The organism is Cupriavidus sp. HPC(L), from assembly GCF_000307735.3.
Taxonomy (GTDB): domain Bacteria; phylum Pseudomonadota; class Gammaproteobacteria; order Burkholderiales; family Burkholderiaceae; genus Cupriavidus.
In genome coordinates this window covers 1-15,544 of record NZ_AMPR02000024.1, presented here as the reverse complement: position 1 = coordinate 15,544, position 15,544 = coordinate 1, and the positions used below count along the sequence as shown (strand labels likewise).

At 68.0% G+C, this 15,544-nt stretch carries 11 protein-coding genes; 5 read left to right on the top strand and 6 right to left on the bottom strand.

Going from position 1 to position 15,544, the window contains the following annotated elements; genetic code table 11:
• Positions 1-119: 119 nt before the first annotated feature.
• The 3 genes from B551_RS02610 to B551_RS02600 form a co-directional block, all read right to left on the bottom strand.
• Positions 120-1,148: a tripartite tricarboxylate transporter substrate binding protein gene (locus tag B551_RS02610; protein ID WP_006578400.1), complete on the bottom strand. Its 1,029-nt coding sequence runs from the start codon at positions 1,146-1,148 to the stop codon at positions 120-122.
• Positions 1,149-1,273: 125 nt separating this feature from the next.
• Complete coding sequence (locus B551_RS02605; RefSeq protein ID WP_006578399.1) at positions 1,274-1,732, bottom strand: DUF2214 family protein; 459 nt, start codon at positions 1,730-1,732, stop codon at positions 1,274-1,276.
• 121 nt (positions 1,733-1,853) lie between these two features.
• Positions 1,854-3,074 carry a CaiB/BaiF CoA-transferase family protein gene (locus B551_RS02600; RefSeq protein WP_006578398.1) on the bottom strand — a complete coding sequence of 407 codons (1,221 nt, stop codon included), beginning with the start codon at positions 3,072-3,074 and terminating at the stop codon, positions 1,854-1,856.
• A 369-nt stretch (positions 3,075-3,443) separates the two neighbouring features.
• Here B551_RS02600 and alaS point away from each other — a divergent pair, with 369 nt between their 5' ends.
• On the top strand, positions 3,444-6,068 hold the full coding sequence (alaS, locus tag B551_RS02595; RefSeq protein WP_006578397.1) for an alanine--tRNA ligase: 2,625 nt from the start codon (positions 3,444-3,446) through the stop codon (positions 6,066-6,068).
• Between the two features lie 204 nt (positions 6,069-6,272).
• On the opposite strand, the gene B551_RS02590 is transcribed toward alaS, so the two are convergent.
• On the bottom strand, positions 6,273-7,493 hold the full coding sequence (locus B551_RS02590; RefSeq protein WP_052511241.1) for a GNAT family N-acetyltransferase: 1,221 nt from the start codon (positions 7,491-7,493) through the stop codon (positions 6,273-6,275).
• A 167-nt stretch (positions 7,494-7,660) separates the two neighbouring features.
• Here B551_RS02590 and B551_RS02585 point away from each other — a divergent pair, with 167 nt between their 5' ends.
• Entirely contained in the window at positions 7,661-9,778 is a 2,118-nt protein-coding gene (locus B551_RS02585; protein ID WP_043437009.1) for an NAD(+) synthase, read from the top strand.
• Positions 9,779-9,859: 81 nt separating this feature from the next.
• Positions 9,860-10,198: a P-II family nitrogen regulator gene (gene glnK / locus B551_RS02580; protein ID WP_006578394.1), complete on the top strand. Its 339-nt coding sequence runs from the start codon at positions 9,860-9,862 to the stop codon at positions 10,196-10,198.
• 63 nt (positions 10,199-10,261) lie between these two features.
• Here the strand turns inward: glnK and B551_RS02575 are convergent, their stop codons facing one another.
• Entirely contained in the window at positions 10,262-10,960 is a 699-nt protein-coding gene (locus B551_RS02575; RefSeq protein ID WP_023263425.1) for a Smr/MutS family protein, read from the bottom strand.
• Between the two features lie 295 nt (positions 10,961-11,255).
• Complete coding sequence (gene trxB, locus B551_RS02570; protein ID WP_043437006.1) at positions 11,256-12,203, bottom strand: thioredoxin-disulfide reductase; 948 nt, start codon at positions 12,201-12,203, stop codon at positions 11,256-11,258.
• Positions 12,204-12,387: 184 nt separating this feature from the next.
• Between trxB and B551_RS02565 the strand changes: the two genes are divergently transcribed.
• Positions 12,388-14,709, top strand: a complete 2,322-nt coding sequence (locus B551_RS02565) for a DNA translocase FtsK (protein ID WP_023263423.1) — start codon at positions 12,388-12,390, stop codon at positions 14,707-14,709.
• A gap of 132 nt (positions 14,710-14,841) precedes the next feature.
• A complete protein-coding gene (gene lolA, locus B551_RS02560) occupies positions 14,842-15,498 on the top strand; it encodes an outer membrane lipoprotein chaperone LolA (RefSeq protein ID WP_023263422.1) in 657 nt (218 codons plus the stop codon).
• Positions 15,499-15,544: the final 46 nt, after the last annotated feature.

The following is a 15,544-nucleotide window of genomic DNA, read 5'->3' as shown; positions in this document are numbered from 1 at the left end:
GCAAACATCGTTAAATCCGTCCGCGCGGCAATGTCGATGTCAAAAAAGGAAACGGCCCGCCGCCCATGACGGGCGGCGGGCCGCTATCGCGCCAGCCGGGGAAGGCCGGGCAGATGTCGTCAGTCGACCTTCGCGCCCGAGGCCTTGACGATCTGCGCGTACTTCTTCAACTCGCGCTGCACCAGCGCGCCGAACTGTTCCGGCGTGGTCGGCGCGGGCTGGGCGCCGATACGGGCCATGCGCGCCTTCATCTCGTCGGTCTTCAGGATCGCGACGATCTCGCGATTGAGACGGTCGACGACGTCGCGCGGCACGTTGGCCGGCGCGAACACGCCGAACCAGGTCGAGATGTCGAAGCTCTCCAGGCCCAGGCCCTTGCCCGCCTCGGCGATGGTCGGCAGTTCGGGCACGGCGCTGGCGCGCGCCGGCGTGGTCACGGCGAAGGCCTTGAGCTTGCCGGCCTTGATATTGGCGCTGGCCGAGGCCAGGTTGTCGAAGATCAGGTCGGTCTGGCCCGACAGCACCGACAACTGCGCCGGCGCGGCGCCGTTGTAGGGAATATGGACCATGCTGACTTTCGCCAGGCTCTTGAACAGTTCGCCCGACAGATGGCCGGCGCTGCCGTTGCCGCCCGAGGCGTAGTCCAGCTTGCCCGGGTTCTTGCGCGCGTATTCGACCAGGTCGCGCACCGATTCGATGTGCAGCTCGGCGGCCTTGCCCGGGTGCATCACCAGCACGTTGGGCACGTCCGCAACCAGCGTGATCGGCGTGAAGTCCTTGATCGGGTCGTACGGCATCTTCGCGAACAGCGTCGGGTTGATCGCGTGCGTCGCGACCGCGCCCATCACGATGGTGTAGCCGTCGGCCGGTTGGCGGGCCACGTAGTCGGCGCCCAGGTTGCCGCCGGCGCCGGGCCGGTTCTCGATGACGACCGGCTGGCCGAGCGAGTCCTTGAGCTTGTCGCCGATCGCGCGGGCGACGGTGTCGAGCGGACCGCCGGCCGGATAGGGCACGACGAACTTGATCGGCTTGCTCGGCCAGGCGGCGGCAGGCGGTTGGGCAGCGGCCGGAGCGGCGAACAGGGCGGCGCCGACGGACGCCACGAGGGCGGCCGCGCTCAGCGCGTTGGCGGCGAAGGTCTTGAACATGGTAGCCAGTCAGCAGGTTTGGGAATCGGCGGGCGCGGCGGGTCCGCCGGCGCCTCGTATTGGTTTCGTATCGGTCTTGGGTGTCTTCAGTGTCTTGCGTGTCTTCGCCGTCCTGGCGGCCGGACTCAGCCGCGGATGCCGAGCCCGCGCGCCATCATCACGGCGCACAGCGGCAGCAGGATCAGCAGATGCGCTTCGATCATGACCCAGCGGCGCGCGGCCTTCAGCTCGGCGTCGGACGGCACGAAGCCGGCCTGGCCCGCGGCCTGCACGCGCCAGCGGCGGAAGCGGAAGGTCGGCGGCAGCGAGCACAGCGCGATCAGCACGAACACCGTCATCTTGGCGTGGAACCACGGGTTGGGCAGATAGAACTCGACGCCCTTGGCGCCGTAGAACAGCCGCAGCAGGCCCGTGGCCAGCGCCGCCATCGCGGAGCCGAAGTACAGCAGATCGTAGATGCCGACGCGGCGCACCGCGGCCGGCGTGATGCCGGGCCGCAGTACGACCGCCTCGGCCACCAGGAAGGTGATCAGCGCGAAGATGGACAGGAAGTGGAGAAAAGCGAGCAAGGCATCGATCTGCATGGGTACTCCGGCTCGGTTCAGGATGGGAGAGGGGCGGAATCGGTGCGGGCGACGGCCGGCCCCGCGGCCGCCGCCTCGTCATTCATCGCTCAGACCGTGATACCAATCGTCATTCGAACCGTCACAGCACGCCCCTGGCCCGCAGTTCGGCGATGCGCTCCGGCGAATAGCCGAGCATCTCGCCCAGCACTGCGTCGGTATGCTCGCCCAACAGCGGCGGGTGACGGACCGCCTGCGGCGGCGTGGCGCTCATCTTGATCGGACTGCCGACCAGCTTGACCTCGCCGGCGCTGGGGTGCGGCAGGTCCACGCGCAGGCCGCGCGCCTTGACCTGGGCGTCCTCGAACACATCGTCCAGCGTATTGATCGGGCCGCAAGGCACGCCGGCCGCCTCCAGGTCGGCGATCCACTGCGCGCGCGTACGCGGCCGGACCATCTCGGCCAGCATCGGCACCAGCGTGTCACGGTTGGCCACGCGCTGCGGATTGGTGGCGAAGCGCGGATCGGCCGATAGTTCAGGCCGGCCGCCGGCCTCGACGAACTTGCGGAACTGCCCGTCGTTGCCGACCGCGACGATGATCCAGCCGTCGGCCGCCTGGAAGGTCTGGTACGGCACGATGTTCGGGTGCGCGTTGCCCCAGCGCTTCGGCGCGACGCCGCTGGCCAGGTAGTTGGTGTTCATGTTGGCCAGCATGGCGACCTGCACGTCAAGCAGCGCCATGTCGATGTACTGGCCCTCGCCGGTGCGGTCGCGGTGCGCCAGCGCCGCCAGTACCGCGATGGTCGCGTACTGGCCCGTCATCAGGTCGGAGATCGCCACGCCCGCCTTCTGCGGCCCGCCGCCGGGCAGGTCGTCGCGCTCGCCGGTCAGGCTCATGAAGCCGCCCATGCCCTGGATGATGAAGTCGTAGCCCGGGCGGGCGGCGTAGGGGCCGGTCTGGCCGAAGCCGGTCACCGAGCAGTAGATCAGGTCCGGCTTGACCGCCTTCAGCGATTCGTAGTCGAGGCCGTACTTCTTCAGCTGGCCGACCTTGTAGTTCTCCAGCACCACGTCGCTTTGCGCCGCCAGCTCGCGGACCAGCTGCTGGCCCTCGGGCGTGCTGATGTCGCAGGTCACCGAGCGCTTGTTGCGGTTGGCGGCGAGGTAGTAGGCCGCCTCGGCGGTGTCGCGGCCCGACTCGTCCTGCAGCCAGGGCGGGCCCCAGGTCCGGGTGTCGTCGCCGGCGCCGGGCCGTTCGATCTTGATCACGTCGGCGCCGAAGTCGGCAAGGTTCTGGGCGCACCAGGGCCCGGCGAGCACGCGGGTCAGGTCGAGAACGCGGAGGTGGCTTAAGGCTCCCATGGGAATATCAGGCGGTATCGGTGAGGCGGCTGGACGGCGAATCGGGCAGGGCGGCGAGGCCGGCTGGCGGAACGGACCGGCGAGACGGGCCGGCAAGACCTGGCCGGCAAAGCCAGACGGCACTGGCGCGCAGGCGGGCGGGCCGCCCCGGCCCGGACAGCCAGCACTGTACCACCGGCGGGTCGCCGGACGCACATCCGCGGACTTCGGCGGCGGTGTCGCCTGCATGCCGCGCATGCCGCCCCGGCAGGCCCCGCGACCACCGGCCCAGCCTGCCGTTGCGGCGGCGTTCCCCGTATAATCAACGGTTTGCAAATCCAATCCGACTGCGCCCTGCGATGTCCATGCGGGGACGCCTTGCCCCCAAACATGAAAGTCTCCGACATCCGCAGCAAGTTCCTGCAGTTCTTCGAATCGAAGGGCCATACCGTGGTCCGCTCGTCGAGCCTCGTGCCCGCCAACGATCCGACACTGTTGTTCACCAACTCCGGCATGGTGCAGTTCAAGGACGTCTTCCTCGGCACCGACAAGCGGCCCTACTCGCGCGCGACCTCGTCGCAGCGTTCGGTGCGCGCCGGCGGCAAGCACAACGACCTGGAAAACGTCGGCTATACCGCGCGCCACCATACCTTCTTCGAGATGCTGGGCAACTTCTCGTTCGGCGACTACTTCAAGCGCGAGGCGATCCAGTACGCATGGGAGCTGCTGACCAAGGTCTACAACCTTCCGGCCGAGAAGCTGTGGGTCACGGTCTATGCCGAGGACGACGAGGCCTATGACATCTGGGCCAAGGAAGTCGGCGTGCCGGTCGAGCGCATCGTGCGGATCGGCGACAACAAGGGCGCGCGCTATGCGTCCGACAACTTCTGGCAGATGGCCGACACCGGTCCCTGCGGCCCGTGCTCGGAAATCTTCTACGACCACGGTCCGGACGTCTGGGGTGGCCCGCCGGGATCGGCCGAAGAGGACGGCGACCGCTACATCGAGATCTGGAACCTGGTGTTCATGCAGTTCAACCGGGACGAGCAGGGCAACATGACGCCGCTGCCCAAGCCCTGCGTCGACACCGGCATGGGCCTGGAGCGCATCGCCGCGGTGCTGCAGCATGTGCACAGCAACTACGAGATCGACCTGTTCCAGGCGCTGATCCGCGCCGCCGCGCGCGAAACCGGCGTCGACGACCTGAACAACAACTCGCTGAAGGTCATCGCCGACCATATCCGCGCCTGCTCGTTCCTGATCGTCGACGGCGTGATCCCGGGCAACGAAGGCCGCGGCTACGTGCTGCGCCGGATCGTGCGCCGGGCGATCCGCCACGGCTACAAGCTGGGCCGCAAGACGCCGTTCTTCCACAAGCTGGTGGCCGACCTGGTCGCGCAGATGGGCGAGGCCTATCCGGAGCTGGCCGAGGCCGAGCCGCGCGTGGTCGAGGTGCTGAAGGCCGAGGAAGAGCGCTTCTTCGAGACCATCGAGAACGGCATGAGCATTCTCGACGCGGCGCTGGCCGACCTGAAGGCCAAGGGCGGCAACATGCTGGACGGCGAGCTCGCGTTCAAGCTGCACGACACCTATGGCTTCCCGCTGGACCTGACGCAGGACGTCTGCCGCGAGCAGCAGGTCGCGGTCGACGAGACGGCCTTCGACGCCGCGATGACGCGCCAGCGCGAGCAGGCCCGCGCCGCCGGCAAGTTCAAGATGGCCGCCGGCCTCGAGTACAGCGGCGCCAAGACGACCTTCCACGGCTACGAGAAGCTGGTGCTGAATGACGCCAAGGTGGTCGCGCTGTACGTCGACGGCGCCTCGGTCGACACCATGCAGCCGGGCCAGACCGGCGTGGTGGTGCTCGACCACACGCCGTTCTACGCGGAGTCGGGCGGCCAGGCCGGCGACCAGGGCGAGATCAAGGCCGGTGCGGCGGTGTTCGCGGTGGCCGATACGACCAAGGTGCAGGCCGATGTGTTCGGCCATCAGGGCACGCTCGCCGGCGCCGCGCTGAAGGTCGGCGACACGGTGACCGCCGAGGTCGACGCGCTGCGCCGCGCGCGCACGATGCGCAACCACTCCGCGACCCACCTGATGCACAAGGCGCTGCGCGAAGTGCTGGGCAGCCACGTGCAGCAGAAGGGCTCGCTGGTCGACGCCGACAAGACCCGCTTCGACTTCTCGCACAACGCACCGCTGACCGCGGCGCAGATCCGCGAGGTCGAGGAGATCGTCAATGCCGAGATCCTGCGCAACGAGGCCACCGGCGCCGAGCTGATGCCGTTCGACGATGCCGTCAAGAGCGGCGCGATGGCGCTGTTCGGCGAGAAGTACGCCGACGAGGTGCGCGTGCTGTCGATCGGCAGCTCGAAGGAACTGTGCGGCGGCACCCATGTGGCCCGCACCGGCGATATCGGCCTGTTCAAGATCGTGGTCGAGGGCGGCGTTGCGGCCGGCATCCGCCGCGTCGAGGCGATCACCGGCGACAACGCGCTGCACTATCTGCAGTCGCTGGACGCGCGCCTGAACGAGGCCGCGTCCGCGCTGAAGGCGCAGCCGAGCGAGCTGGTGCCGCGCATCGGCCAGATGCAGGACCAGGTCCGCGCGCTGGAAAAGGAGCTGGAGCGCCTGAAGAGCAAGCTGGCCGCGTCGCAGGGCGACGAGCTGGCGAGCCAGGCGATCGAGGTCAAGGGCCTGAAGGTGCTGGCCGCCCAGCTCGAGGGCGCCGACGTCAAGACGCTGCGTGAGACCATGGACAAGCTCAAGGACAAGCTCAAGAGCGCGGCCATCGTGCTCGGCGCGGTGCAGGACGGCAAGGTCAGCCTGATCGCCGGCGTCACCGCCGACGCGACCGGCAAGGTCAAGGCCGGCGAGCTGGTCAACTTCGTCGCCCAGCAGGTCGGCGGCAAGGGCGGCGGCCGCCCGGACATGGCCCAGGCCGGCGGCACCGAACCGGCGAAGCTGCCGGCGGCGCTGGCGGGCGTGGGCGAGTGGGTGGCGGCGAAGGTTTGAAGTAGCGCGACCTTTCGGATGCCTCTGACCGGCTCCCCTCTCCCACATGTGGGAGAGGGGCTGGGGGAGAGGGCAAAGGGCGTCTGCAACCGCTGACGGCGCTGGCATCACTACCGGCGTTTCCCTCTCCCCCGACCCCTCTCGCGCAAGCGGGAGAGGGAGAACACCTCCGCCGTGAGCTATTTCGCGCTCACACTGGCCGCGCTAGCCCGGCTCCCCCGCCGTCCTCGCATACGGCGTCCTGTCGTTCAATTCATCCAGATACGCATCGATTCCCGCGCGTTCGCGCGCGAGGAAGCGCTCGACCGCATCGGCGAAGGCCGGGTGCGCGAGCCAGTGGGCCGAGCGCGTGGCGACCGGCAGGAAGCCGCGTGCCATCTTGTGTTCGCCCTGCGCGCCGCCCTCGAAGGTGCGGATCCCGTGTTCGATGCAGAAGGCCAGCGGCTGGTAGTACGCGGTTTCGAAATGCAGGCAGGGATGGTGTTCGAGCGCGCCCCAATAGCGGCCGTACAGCGTGCTGACCGCCGGATCGTCGTCGTAGACCAGCAGCGAGGCGGCGATGTCACGGCCCTCGCGGCGGGCGATCACCATCAGCAGATGCTCGGGCATCGCCGCGCCGATGCGCTCGAAGAAGTCCAGGTTCAGATACGGCGTCGAACGGTGTTCGCGATAGGTCTGCCGATAGCAGCGATGGAACAGCCGCCAGTCGTCGGGGCCGATCTCCATGCCGCGCAGATGGCGGAACGAAATGCCGGCCTCGGCGACGCGGCGCCTTTCCGCCCGGATGTTCTTGCGCTTCTTCTGCGACAGCGTGGCAAGGAACGCGTCGAAGTCCGGATAGCCGGGATTGGTCCAGTGAAACTGCACGCCGTGGCGCATCATCATGCCGGCCTGCTGCATCAGCTCGGCCTCGGCGTCGTCGGGGAACAGCACATGCAGTGAGGACAGCTGGCTCTGCTCGGCCAGCGTCAGCGCGACCTGCAGCAGCAGCTCGCGCGCCAGCGCGTTCTCGGCCAGCAGGCGCGTGCCTTGCACCGGCGTGAACGGAATCGCCGACAGCCACTTCGGGTAGTACTCCAGGCCATTCTGCGCATAGGCATCGGCCCAGGCCCAGTCGAACACATACTCGCCGTACGAGTGCGCCTTGGCGTAGAGCGGCATCGCCGCGGCCAGGCGCTCGCCGTCGGCGGTCTCCTTCCACAACGTCAGATGGCGCGGGCTCCAGCCGGTGTCGTCGCTGGCGCTGCCGCTCGCATGCAGCGCATGCAGGAAGGCATGGCGCAGGAACGGCGTGCGGCCGGGCTGCCGCGCCAGCAGGCCGTCCCACTCCACCGGCGAGAGGTCGGCCAGGTTCTCGACGATACGCGTGCGATAATTCTCGGGTCGCTCCGCCGGCATGGCGGCGCTGCCTGCGTGGGATGGCATGGACTTGCTTGCTTTCACGATGTGCCTTGCCGAGGTCCGTGGGACCTGCGGCCAGAAGGGGTGATGCGGGTGGTTGCGGGGCAGGTGCCGACTCGCATTATCGCCTGTGGCCGCGCCTGGCATCGGTCCGGCACCATGCGGCCCTGCGCACAACAAGGGTGTTCAAGATGAGCCGATTCTTCAATCTGTATTCCCATGGCTTCGTGCGCGTGGCGGTCGGCGTGCCACGCTGCAAGGTCGCCGATCCCGCCTTCAACGCGCAGCAGACCATCGCGCTGGCCCGCCAGGCGGCCGACGCCGGCGCCGCGCTGGTGGCCTTCCCCGAGCTGGGTTTGTCGGCCTACAGCTGCGACGACCTGTTCCATCAGAAGACCCTGCTCGACGCCTGCGAGCGTGCGCTGGGCGAGATCGTCGAGGCCTCGCGCACGCTGCCGTGCGCGCTGGTGGTCGGCATGCCGCTGCGGGTCCAGCATCAGCTGTTCAACTGCGCGGTGGTGGTCGCCGGCGGCCAGCTGCGTGGCGTCGTGCCCAAGAGCTTCCTGCCCAATTACTGGGAATTCTACGAGGCGCGCCAGTTCAGCGCGGCCGACTGCGCCACGGTCGACCAGGTAGACCTGCTGGGCCAGAGCGTGCCGTTCGGCGCCGGCCTGCTGTTCGAGGTCGAGAACATCCCGCTGCTGCGCTTCCATGTCGAGATCTGCGAGGACGTCTGGGTGCCGATCCCGCCGTCGTCGTTCGCCGCGCTGGCGGGGGCAACGGTGCTGGTCAATCTGTCGGCGTCCAATATCGTGATCGGCAAGTCCGGCTACCGCCATCAGCTGGTGTCGCAGCAATCGGCCCGTTGCCTGGCCGCCTATCTGTACAGCTCGGCCGGCAAGGGCGAATCGACCACCGACCTCGCCTGGGATGGCCAGGCGCTGGTCTACGAGAATGGCGAACTGCTGGCCGAATCGGAGCGCTTCGCCGACGATTCGCACATGATCTTCGCGGACGTCGATCTGGAGCGGCTGTCGCGTGAGCGCATGCACATGACGACGTTCGGCGATTCGGTGCGCCGCCATGCCGGCGAGGTCGCGAAGTTCCGCACCGTCGGTTTCGTGCTGGGGGTCGACGAGGACCGCGATCTGCCGCTGCAACGCCGCGTCGAGCGCTTCCCCTATGTGCCGGCCGATCGCCGGCGGCGCGACGAACGCTGCAACGAGGTCTACCAGATCCAGGTGCAGGCGCTGGTGCAGCGTCTGTCGGCCACCGGCATCTCGAAGGTGGTGATCGGCGTCTCCGGCGGCCTGGACTCGACCCATGCGCTGCTGGTCTGTGCAAAGGCGATGGACCGGCTGGGACTGCCGCGCGCCAATATCCTCGGCTTCACGATGCCGGGCTTTGCCACCAGCGACCGCACGCTGCAGCAGGCCAGGCGGCTGATGGAGGTGGTCGGCTGCACCGCGCGCGAGATCGACATCCGGCCGAGCTGCCTGGCGATGCTCAAGGACCTGGGCCATCCGTTCGCCGACGGCAAGCCGGTCTACGACGTGACCTTCGAGAACGTGCAGGCAGGCGAGCGCACCAATCATCTGTTCCGGCTGGCCAATCACCACAACGGCATCGTGATCGGCACCGGCGACTTGAGCGAGCTCGCACTGGGCTGGTGCACCTACGGCGTCGGCGACCACATGTCGCATTACAACGTCAATGCCAGCGTGCCGAAGACGCTGATCTCGCATCTGGTGCGCTGGGTCGCCGAAACGGGCCAGATCGGTGCGGGTGGCAGCGAGGTGCTGCTCGACGTGCTGGGCACCGATATCAGCCCGGAACTGGTGCCGGGCGATTCCAGCGACAAGCCGGGCCAGAAGACCGAAAGCGTGATCGGGCCCTACGAGCTGCAGGATTTCAATCTGTACTACACGTTGCGCTTCGGCTTCACGCCGTCGAAGGTGGCCTACCTGGCGCTGCATGCCTGGGGCGACCGCGAGGCGGGGCAGTGGCCCGAGGAGGCCCATGTCGCGCGCAACGAGTACGAGCTGGCCGACATCAAGCGCAACCTGCGCATCTTCCTCGACCGCTTCTTCCGCACCAGCCAGTTCAAGCGCTCGTGCATTCCGAATGCGCCGAAGGTCGGCTCCGGCGGTTCGCTGTCGCCGCGCGGCGACTGGCGCGCGCCCAGCGACAGCGAGTCGAGCGCGTGGCTGGCCGATCTGGACCGCATTCCGGACACCGCCGCTGCGCCGAACGCCCGGGGCAAGGGCGGGGCGGCCCCGCAGGCCGGCAATCGACACGACAAGGGGTGATCCCCAACCCGCTTTGGCGCGTCATCGCGCCGCGCGGGCTAGAATCTTGCATCAACCAATCACGACAGAAAGGGGGCCGACATGAAGCAAATTACCGCCATCATCAAACCGTTCAAGCTGGACGAAGTGCGTGAGGCGCTGGCCGACGTGGGCGTGACCGGCCTGACGGTCACCGAAGTCAAGGGCTTCGGCCGGCAGAAGGGCCACACCGAGCTGTATCGCGGCGCCGAGTATGTGGTCGACTTCCTGCCGAAGATCAAGATCGAGGTGGTCGTGGCCGAGAGCCAGCTCGATACCGTGCTGGACGCGATCGTCAAGGCGGCCCATACCGGCAAGATCGGCGACGGCAAGATCTTCGTCACCGAGATCGAGCGCGTGATCCGGATCCGTACCGGCGAGCAGGACGAAGCGGCGGTCTGACGCCGCCGGGTTTTGCCCCTCTCCCGTCCGGGGGAGGGAATTGCAGCCGTCACGCGGCAGCCGTCACGCGTACGGCTGACGCAGCAACACCATCAAGGCCCCCGAGCCGCCCTCGGCGCCCCGGGCCTCCACGAAGGCCAGCACTTCCTCCTTCTGCACCAGCCAACTGCGCACCTTGCCCTTGAGCACCGGCTGCTTGTCCGGCGAGCCGTTGCCCTTGCCGTGGATCACCCGCACGCAACGCACGCCGCGCCGCACGCAACGGCGCAGGAATTCGGCCAGCGCCTCGCGCGCTTCGTCGCGCCGCAGTCCGTGCAGATCGATGCGGTCCTGCGGCACCCATTCGCCGCGCCGCAGCTTGCGTATGACGTCGTTGCCGATGCCAGGGCGGCGGAACGACAGCGTATCGTCGGTCTCCAGCAGGTTTTCCACATCGAAGTGATCCGATAGCGAGGCCGCCAGTACCGCCTGGTCGTCGAGCCGGGTTTGCACCGGCACCGGCTCGGGCCGCCGCGCGGGCGGCGTCACGCGGTTGCGATCGCGCAGTGTCTGGACATTGCCGATGCTGTTGCGGAACACGTTGGCTTCCAGCGCCGCCTGGCGCGCGGCTTCCTCGGCGGCAAGACGCTCGGCCTCGCGGCGCTCGGCGTCGGCCTTCATCTGGTCGCGCAGGCGTGCCAGATCGTCGAGACCAAGGCGGGTACGGGCGGGAGTGGGGGACGAACCGGCAGGGCGGCCGGATTTGCTGGCACCGTGCTTCATGATGGGAAAAGCGGCACCGCCGCGGGGCGGCGGGCAAGACCGTGAAACCGGCAAGGTAACACGATCGGCGGCAGAAGGTGGCGCGGGTGGAGGGGCGGAATCCCTCTCCCCCAGCCCCTCTCCCGCAAGCGGGAGAGGGAGAAAACCAGGGGCAGCGGAGACGCCGGCTTGCCCCTCCTCCGCTCGCGGGGTAGGGGAGAAAGCCAAGGGACAGCGGACACGCCGGTTTTCCCCTCTCCCGCTTGCGGGAGAGGGGCAGGGGAGAGGACAGCTCGCCGAAGGCGAGCAACAAGACTTACTTCAGCGCTTCGACGTAGCGCTGCGCGTCGAGCGCGGCCATGCAGCCGGTGCCGGCGCTGGTGATGGCCTGGCGATAGACATGGTCCTGCACGTCGCCGGCGGCGAACACGCCCGGGATGTTGGTGGCCGTGGCGTCGCCCGACAGGCCGCTCTTGGTCACGATATAGCCATTGTTCATCTCCAGCTGGCCGACGAACAGGTCGGTGTTCGGCTTGTGGCCGATCGCGACGAACACGCCCGCGAGCTTGCGCTCCTCGGTGGTGCCGCTCTGCACATTGCGGATGCGCACACCGGTCACGCCCGACTCGTCGCCGACCACCTCGTCGAGCACGGTGTTCCAGACGATCTCGACGCGGCCTTCCTTCTCGCGTGCCAGCAGGCGGTCGACCAGGATCGGCTCGGCGCGGAACTTGTCGCGGCGATGGATCACGGTGACCTTGCTGGCGATATGCGACAGGTACAGCGCCTCTTCGACCGCGGTATTGCCGCCGCCGATCACCGCCACTTCCTGGTTCTTGTAGAAGAAGCCGTCGCAGGTCGCGCAGGCCGACACGCCGCGGCCCATGAAGTTTTCCTCGGAAGGCAGGCCCAGGTACTGCGCCGAGGCGCCGGTGGCGATGATCAGCGCATCGCAGGTGTACTCGCCGGCGTCGCCGACCAGGCGGATCGGACGCTCGGTCAGCTTGGCCGTATGGATGTGGTCGAAAATGATTTCGGTCTTGAAGCGCTCGGCATGCTCGAGAAAACGCTGCATCAGCTCGGGGCCCTGCACGCCGTTCGGATCGGCCGGCCAGTTCTCCACGTCGGTGGTGGTCATCAGCTGGCCGCCCTGGGCCAGGCCGGTGATCAGCACCGGCTCCAGGTTGGCGCGCGCCGCGTAGACGGCGGCGGTGTAGCCGGCGGGACCGGAACCGAGAATCAGCACTTTCGCGTGTTTGGCCATGATGCGTTCCTGTGGCCGGCGTGCGCCGCGCGCCGGCATGGGTAATCGAAAACCCGCATTATAAGTGGACCGGCGTTGGCGCATTGTTGCAAATTCCAATGGCGGCGATAGCCTGCGGGGGAGGTAAAATGCCGCCACCGCAATTCCGTACGGCGCCGTGCCGCGCCGCCATCCGTACCCCCGCATGGCCAGAACCACCACGACCACCCGCACCGATCCCTCCGTCCTGCCTTCCCGCATCGGCAAGCTGTTGGGAGAAGTACGCTGGTTCCTGCTGCTGGCCGCGACGCTGGCCTTCCTGTGCATCCTGGCCAGCTACAGCAAGGCCGACCCGGGCTGGTCGCACGCCAATCAGGTGGCGCAGATCCACAACCTTGGCGGCCGCGTCGGCGCCTGGCTCGCCGACGTGCTGTTCTTCATCTTCGGTTTCTCCGCCTACTGGCTCGGCGTGCTGCTGGTGCGCCGCTGCTGGCGCGGCTGGCGCATGCTGACCGCCGAGTTCCCCGACCAGGTCGGAGAGGCGCGCCAGGGCGTGGTGGTCAGCTGGATCGGCTTCGGCCTGACGCTGGCCGCCAGCATGGGCCTCGAGGCGGTTCGCATGTACCCGCTGCGCGAGGCGCTGCCGCGCGCGCCCGGCGGCGTGCTGGGCGATCTGCTGGGCGGCTGGCTGCAGACCGCGCTGGGCTTTACCGGCGCCACGCTGCTGCTGCTGTTGATGCTGGCGATCGGGCTGTCGCTGTTCTTCCATTTCTCGTGGCTGTCGGTCTGCGAGAAGGTCGGCGCCTTCGTCGAGACCGCCTTTCTCGGCTTCAAGGCGCGCCGCGAAAGCAAGCAGGACCGCATCATCGGCGAGGCCGCCAAGGTCGAGCGCACCGAGACCGTCGAGGTCCAGCGCGTGCGCATCGAGGAGGCGGCGCCGGTGCAGATCGTGCGGCCGCAGGCAGTGCCCAAGCACGAGCGGGTCGAGCGCGAGAAGCAGCAGCCCTTGTTTGCCGACCTGCAGGATGCCGACCTGCCGCCGCTGTCGCTGCTGGACCCGGTACCGGTCTCGCAGGAGACCGTCAGCGCCGAGACGCTGGAATTCACCTCGCGCCTGATCGAGAAGAAGCTCAAGGACTTCGGCGTCGAGGTCAAGGTCGTGGCTGCCTATCCGGGTCCGGTGATCACCCGCTACGAGATCGAGCCGGCCACCGGCGTCAAGGGCAGCCAGATCGTCAACCTGGCCAAGGACCTGGCGCGCTCGCTGTCGCTGGTGTCGATCCGCGTGGTGGAGACCATTCCGGGCAAGAACTACATGGGCCTTGAGCTGCCGAATCCGAAGCGCCAGGCGGTGCGGCTGGGCGAGATCCTCGGCTCGCAGGTCTACAACGAGAGCGTCTCGCAGCTGACGCTGGCGCTCGGCAAGGACATCGCCGGCAAGCCGGTGGTCGCCGACCTGGCGCGCATGCCGCACTGCCTGGTTGCCGGTACCACCGGCTCGGGCAAGTCCGTCGGCATCAACGCGATGATCCTGTCGCTGCTGTACAAGGCCAAGGCCGACAGCGTGCGGCTGATCCTGATCGATCCGAAGATGCTGGAGATGAGCATCTACGAGGGCATCCCCCATCTGCTGTGTCCCGTGGTTACCGACATGCGGCAGGCCGGCAATGCGCTGAACTGGGCGGTCGGCGAAATGGAGCGCCGCTACAAGCTGATGAGCAAGATGGGCGTGCGCAACCTGGCCGGCTACAACAAGAAGATCGACGAGGCGGCGGCGCGCGAGGAAAAGATCCCGAATCCGTTCAGCCTGACGCCCGACGCGCCCGAACCGCTGGAGAAGCTGCCGACCATCGTGATCGTGATCGACGAGCTGGCCGACCTGATGATGGTGGTCGGCAAGAAGGTCGAGGAGCTGATCGCGCGGATCGCGCAGAAGGCGCGCGCGGCCGGCATCCATCTGGTGCTGGCGACGCAGCGGCCGTCGGTCGACGTGATCACCGGCCTGATCAAGGCCAACGTGCCGACCCGGATCTCGTTCCAGGTCAGCAGCAAGATCGACTCGCGCACGATCCTGGACCAGCAGGGCGCCGAAACGCTGCTCGGCATGGGCGACATGCTGTATCTGGCGCCGGGCACCGGCCTGCCGGTGCGCGTGCACGGCGCCTTCGTCTCGGACGACGAGGTGCACCGCGTGGTCGACAAGCTGAAGGAAGCCGGCGAGCCCAACTATATCGAGGGCATTCTCGAGGGCGGCCTGGCCGAGGGCGACATCGGTGTCGATGGCATGGGCGGCGGTGCCGGCATCGGCGGTGGCGGCGAGGCCGACCCGCTGTACGACCAGGCGGTCGAAGTCGTGCTGAAGAACCGCCGCGCGTCGATCTCGCTGGTGCAGCGCCATCTGCGCATCGGCTACAACCGCGCGGCGCGCCTGCTCGAAGACATGGAGAAGGCCGGCCTGGTCTCGGCGATGTCCGGCAACGGCAACCGCGACATCCTGGCGCCCGCCGGCGGCGCGCGCGACGAATAGCGCGCGCGGGTGGCCGGTCCGATGCCCGGTAATATGCCGTTACGCGTGTCACGCTTGCTGACGCCCGCGGACGGAATCCGGCGCCGCTCCCCGGCTCTAACCGGACACTTACCCAATACAAGGATCGATTGCATGCCTAATCGCGTACTGGCGTCCGCACTTGCCGCCGTCGGCGCTGCCGCCACCTTGGGCTGGGCCGCGCTGGCCCCGGCCACCGCGCAAGCCGCCGCCACCGATCAGCTGAAGACCTTCGTCACCACCGTCAAGAGCGCACGCGGCGAATTCACGCAGCGTCAGGTCAAGGGCACCGGCGAGGCGATGCGCGTCACCGGCACCTCGAGCGGCACCTTCGTATTCTCGCGCCCCGGCAAGTTCTCCTGGCGCTATACCAAGCCCTACGAGCAGCTGCTGCAGGCCGACGGCCAGACGCTCTTCATCTACGACAAGGATCTGAACCAGGTCACCGAGCGCAAGCTGGACGCCGCGCTCGGTTCGAGCCCGGCAGCGATCCTGTTCGGCAGCAACGACCTGGAGAAGAGCTTCGTCGTCAAGGACGGCCCGACCCGCGACGGCATCGAATGGCTGGAGCTGACGCCGAAGGCCAAGGACACCCAGTTCGAGCGGATCGGAATCGGCTTCAAGGGCGGCAATCTGGAAGCGATGGAGCTGCGCGACGCGTTCGGCAACACCACGCTGCTGACCTTCAGCGCGATGCAGAAGAACCCGTCGCTGCCGGCCGACACCTTCCGCTTCAGCGTCCCCAAGGGCGCCGACGTGATCCGCCAATGAAGCCGGCCAGCTCGAGCCCCGGGGCGCTGCGATTGGCGCGGGGGTT

Excerpts from the sequence above, each read along its gene's own strand:
- B551_RS02590 (WP_052511241.1), bottom strand. The coding sequence starts at position 7,493 with ATGCCATCCCACGCAGGCAGCGCCGCCATGCCGGCGGAGCGACCCGAG.
- B551_RS02600 (WP_006578398.1), bottom strand. The coding sequence starts at position 3,074 with ATGGGAGCCTTAAGCCACCTCCGCGTTCTCGACCTGACCCGCGTGCTC.
- glnK (WP_006578394.1), top strand. The coding sequence starts at position 9,860 with ATGAAGCAAATTACCGCCATCATCAAACCGTTCAAGCTGGACGAAGTG.
- B551_RS02605 (WP_006578399.1), bottom strand. The coding sequence starts at position 1,732 with ATGCAGATCGATGCCTTGCTCGCTTTTCTCCACTTCCTGTCCATCTTC.
- B551_RS02610 (WP_006578400.1), bottom strand. The coding sequence starts at position 1,148 with ATGTTCAAGACCTTCGCCGCCAACGCGCTGAGCGCGGCCGCCCTCGTG.
- trxB (WP_043437006.1), bottom strand. The coding sequence starts at position 12,203 with ATGGCCAAACACGCGAAAGTGCTGATTCTCGGTTCCGGTCCCGCCGGC.
- B551_RS02565 (WP_023263423.1), top strand. The coding sequence starts at position 12,388 with ATGGCCAGAACCACCACGACCACCCGCACCGATCCCTCCGTCCTGCCT.
- alaS (WP_006578397.1), top strand. The coding sequence starts at position 3,444 with ATGAAAGTCTCCGACATCCGCAGCAAGTTCCTGCAGTTCTTCGAATCG.
- B551_RS02585 (WP_043437009.1), top strand. The coding sequence starts at position 7,661 with ATGAGCCGATTCTTCAATCTGTATTCCCATGGCTTCGTGCGCGTGGCG.
- B551_RS02575 (WP_023263425.1), bottom strand. The coding sequence starts at position 10,960 with ATGAAGCACGGTGCCAGCAAATCCGGCCGCCCTGCCGGTTCGTCCCCC.
- lolA (WP_023263422.1), top strand. The coding sequence starts at position 14,842 with ATGCCTAATCGCGTACTGGCGTCCGCACTTGCCGCCGTCGGCGCTGCC.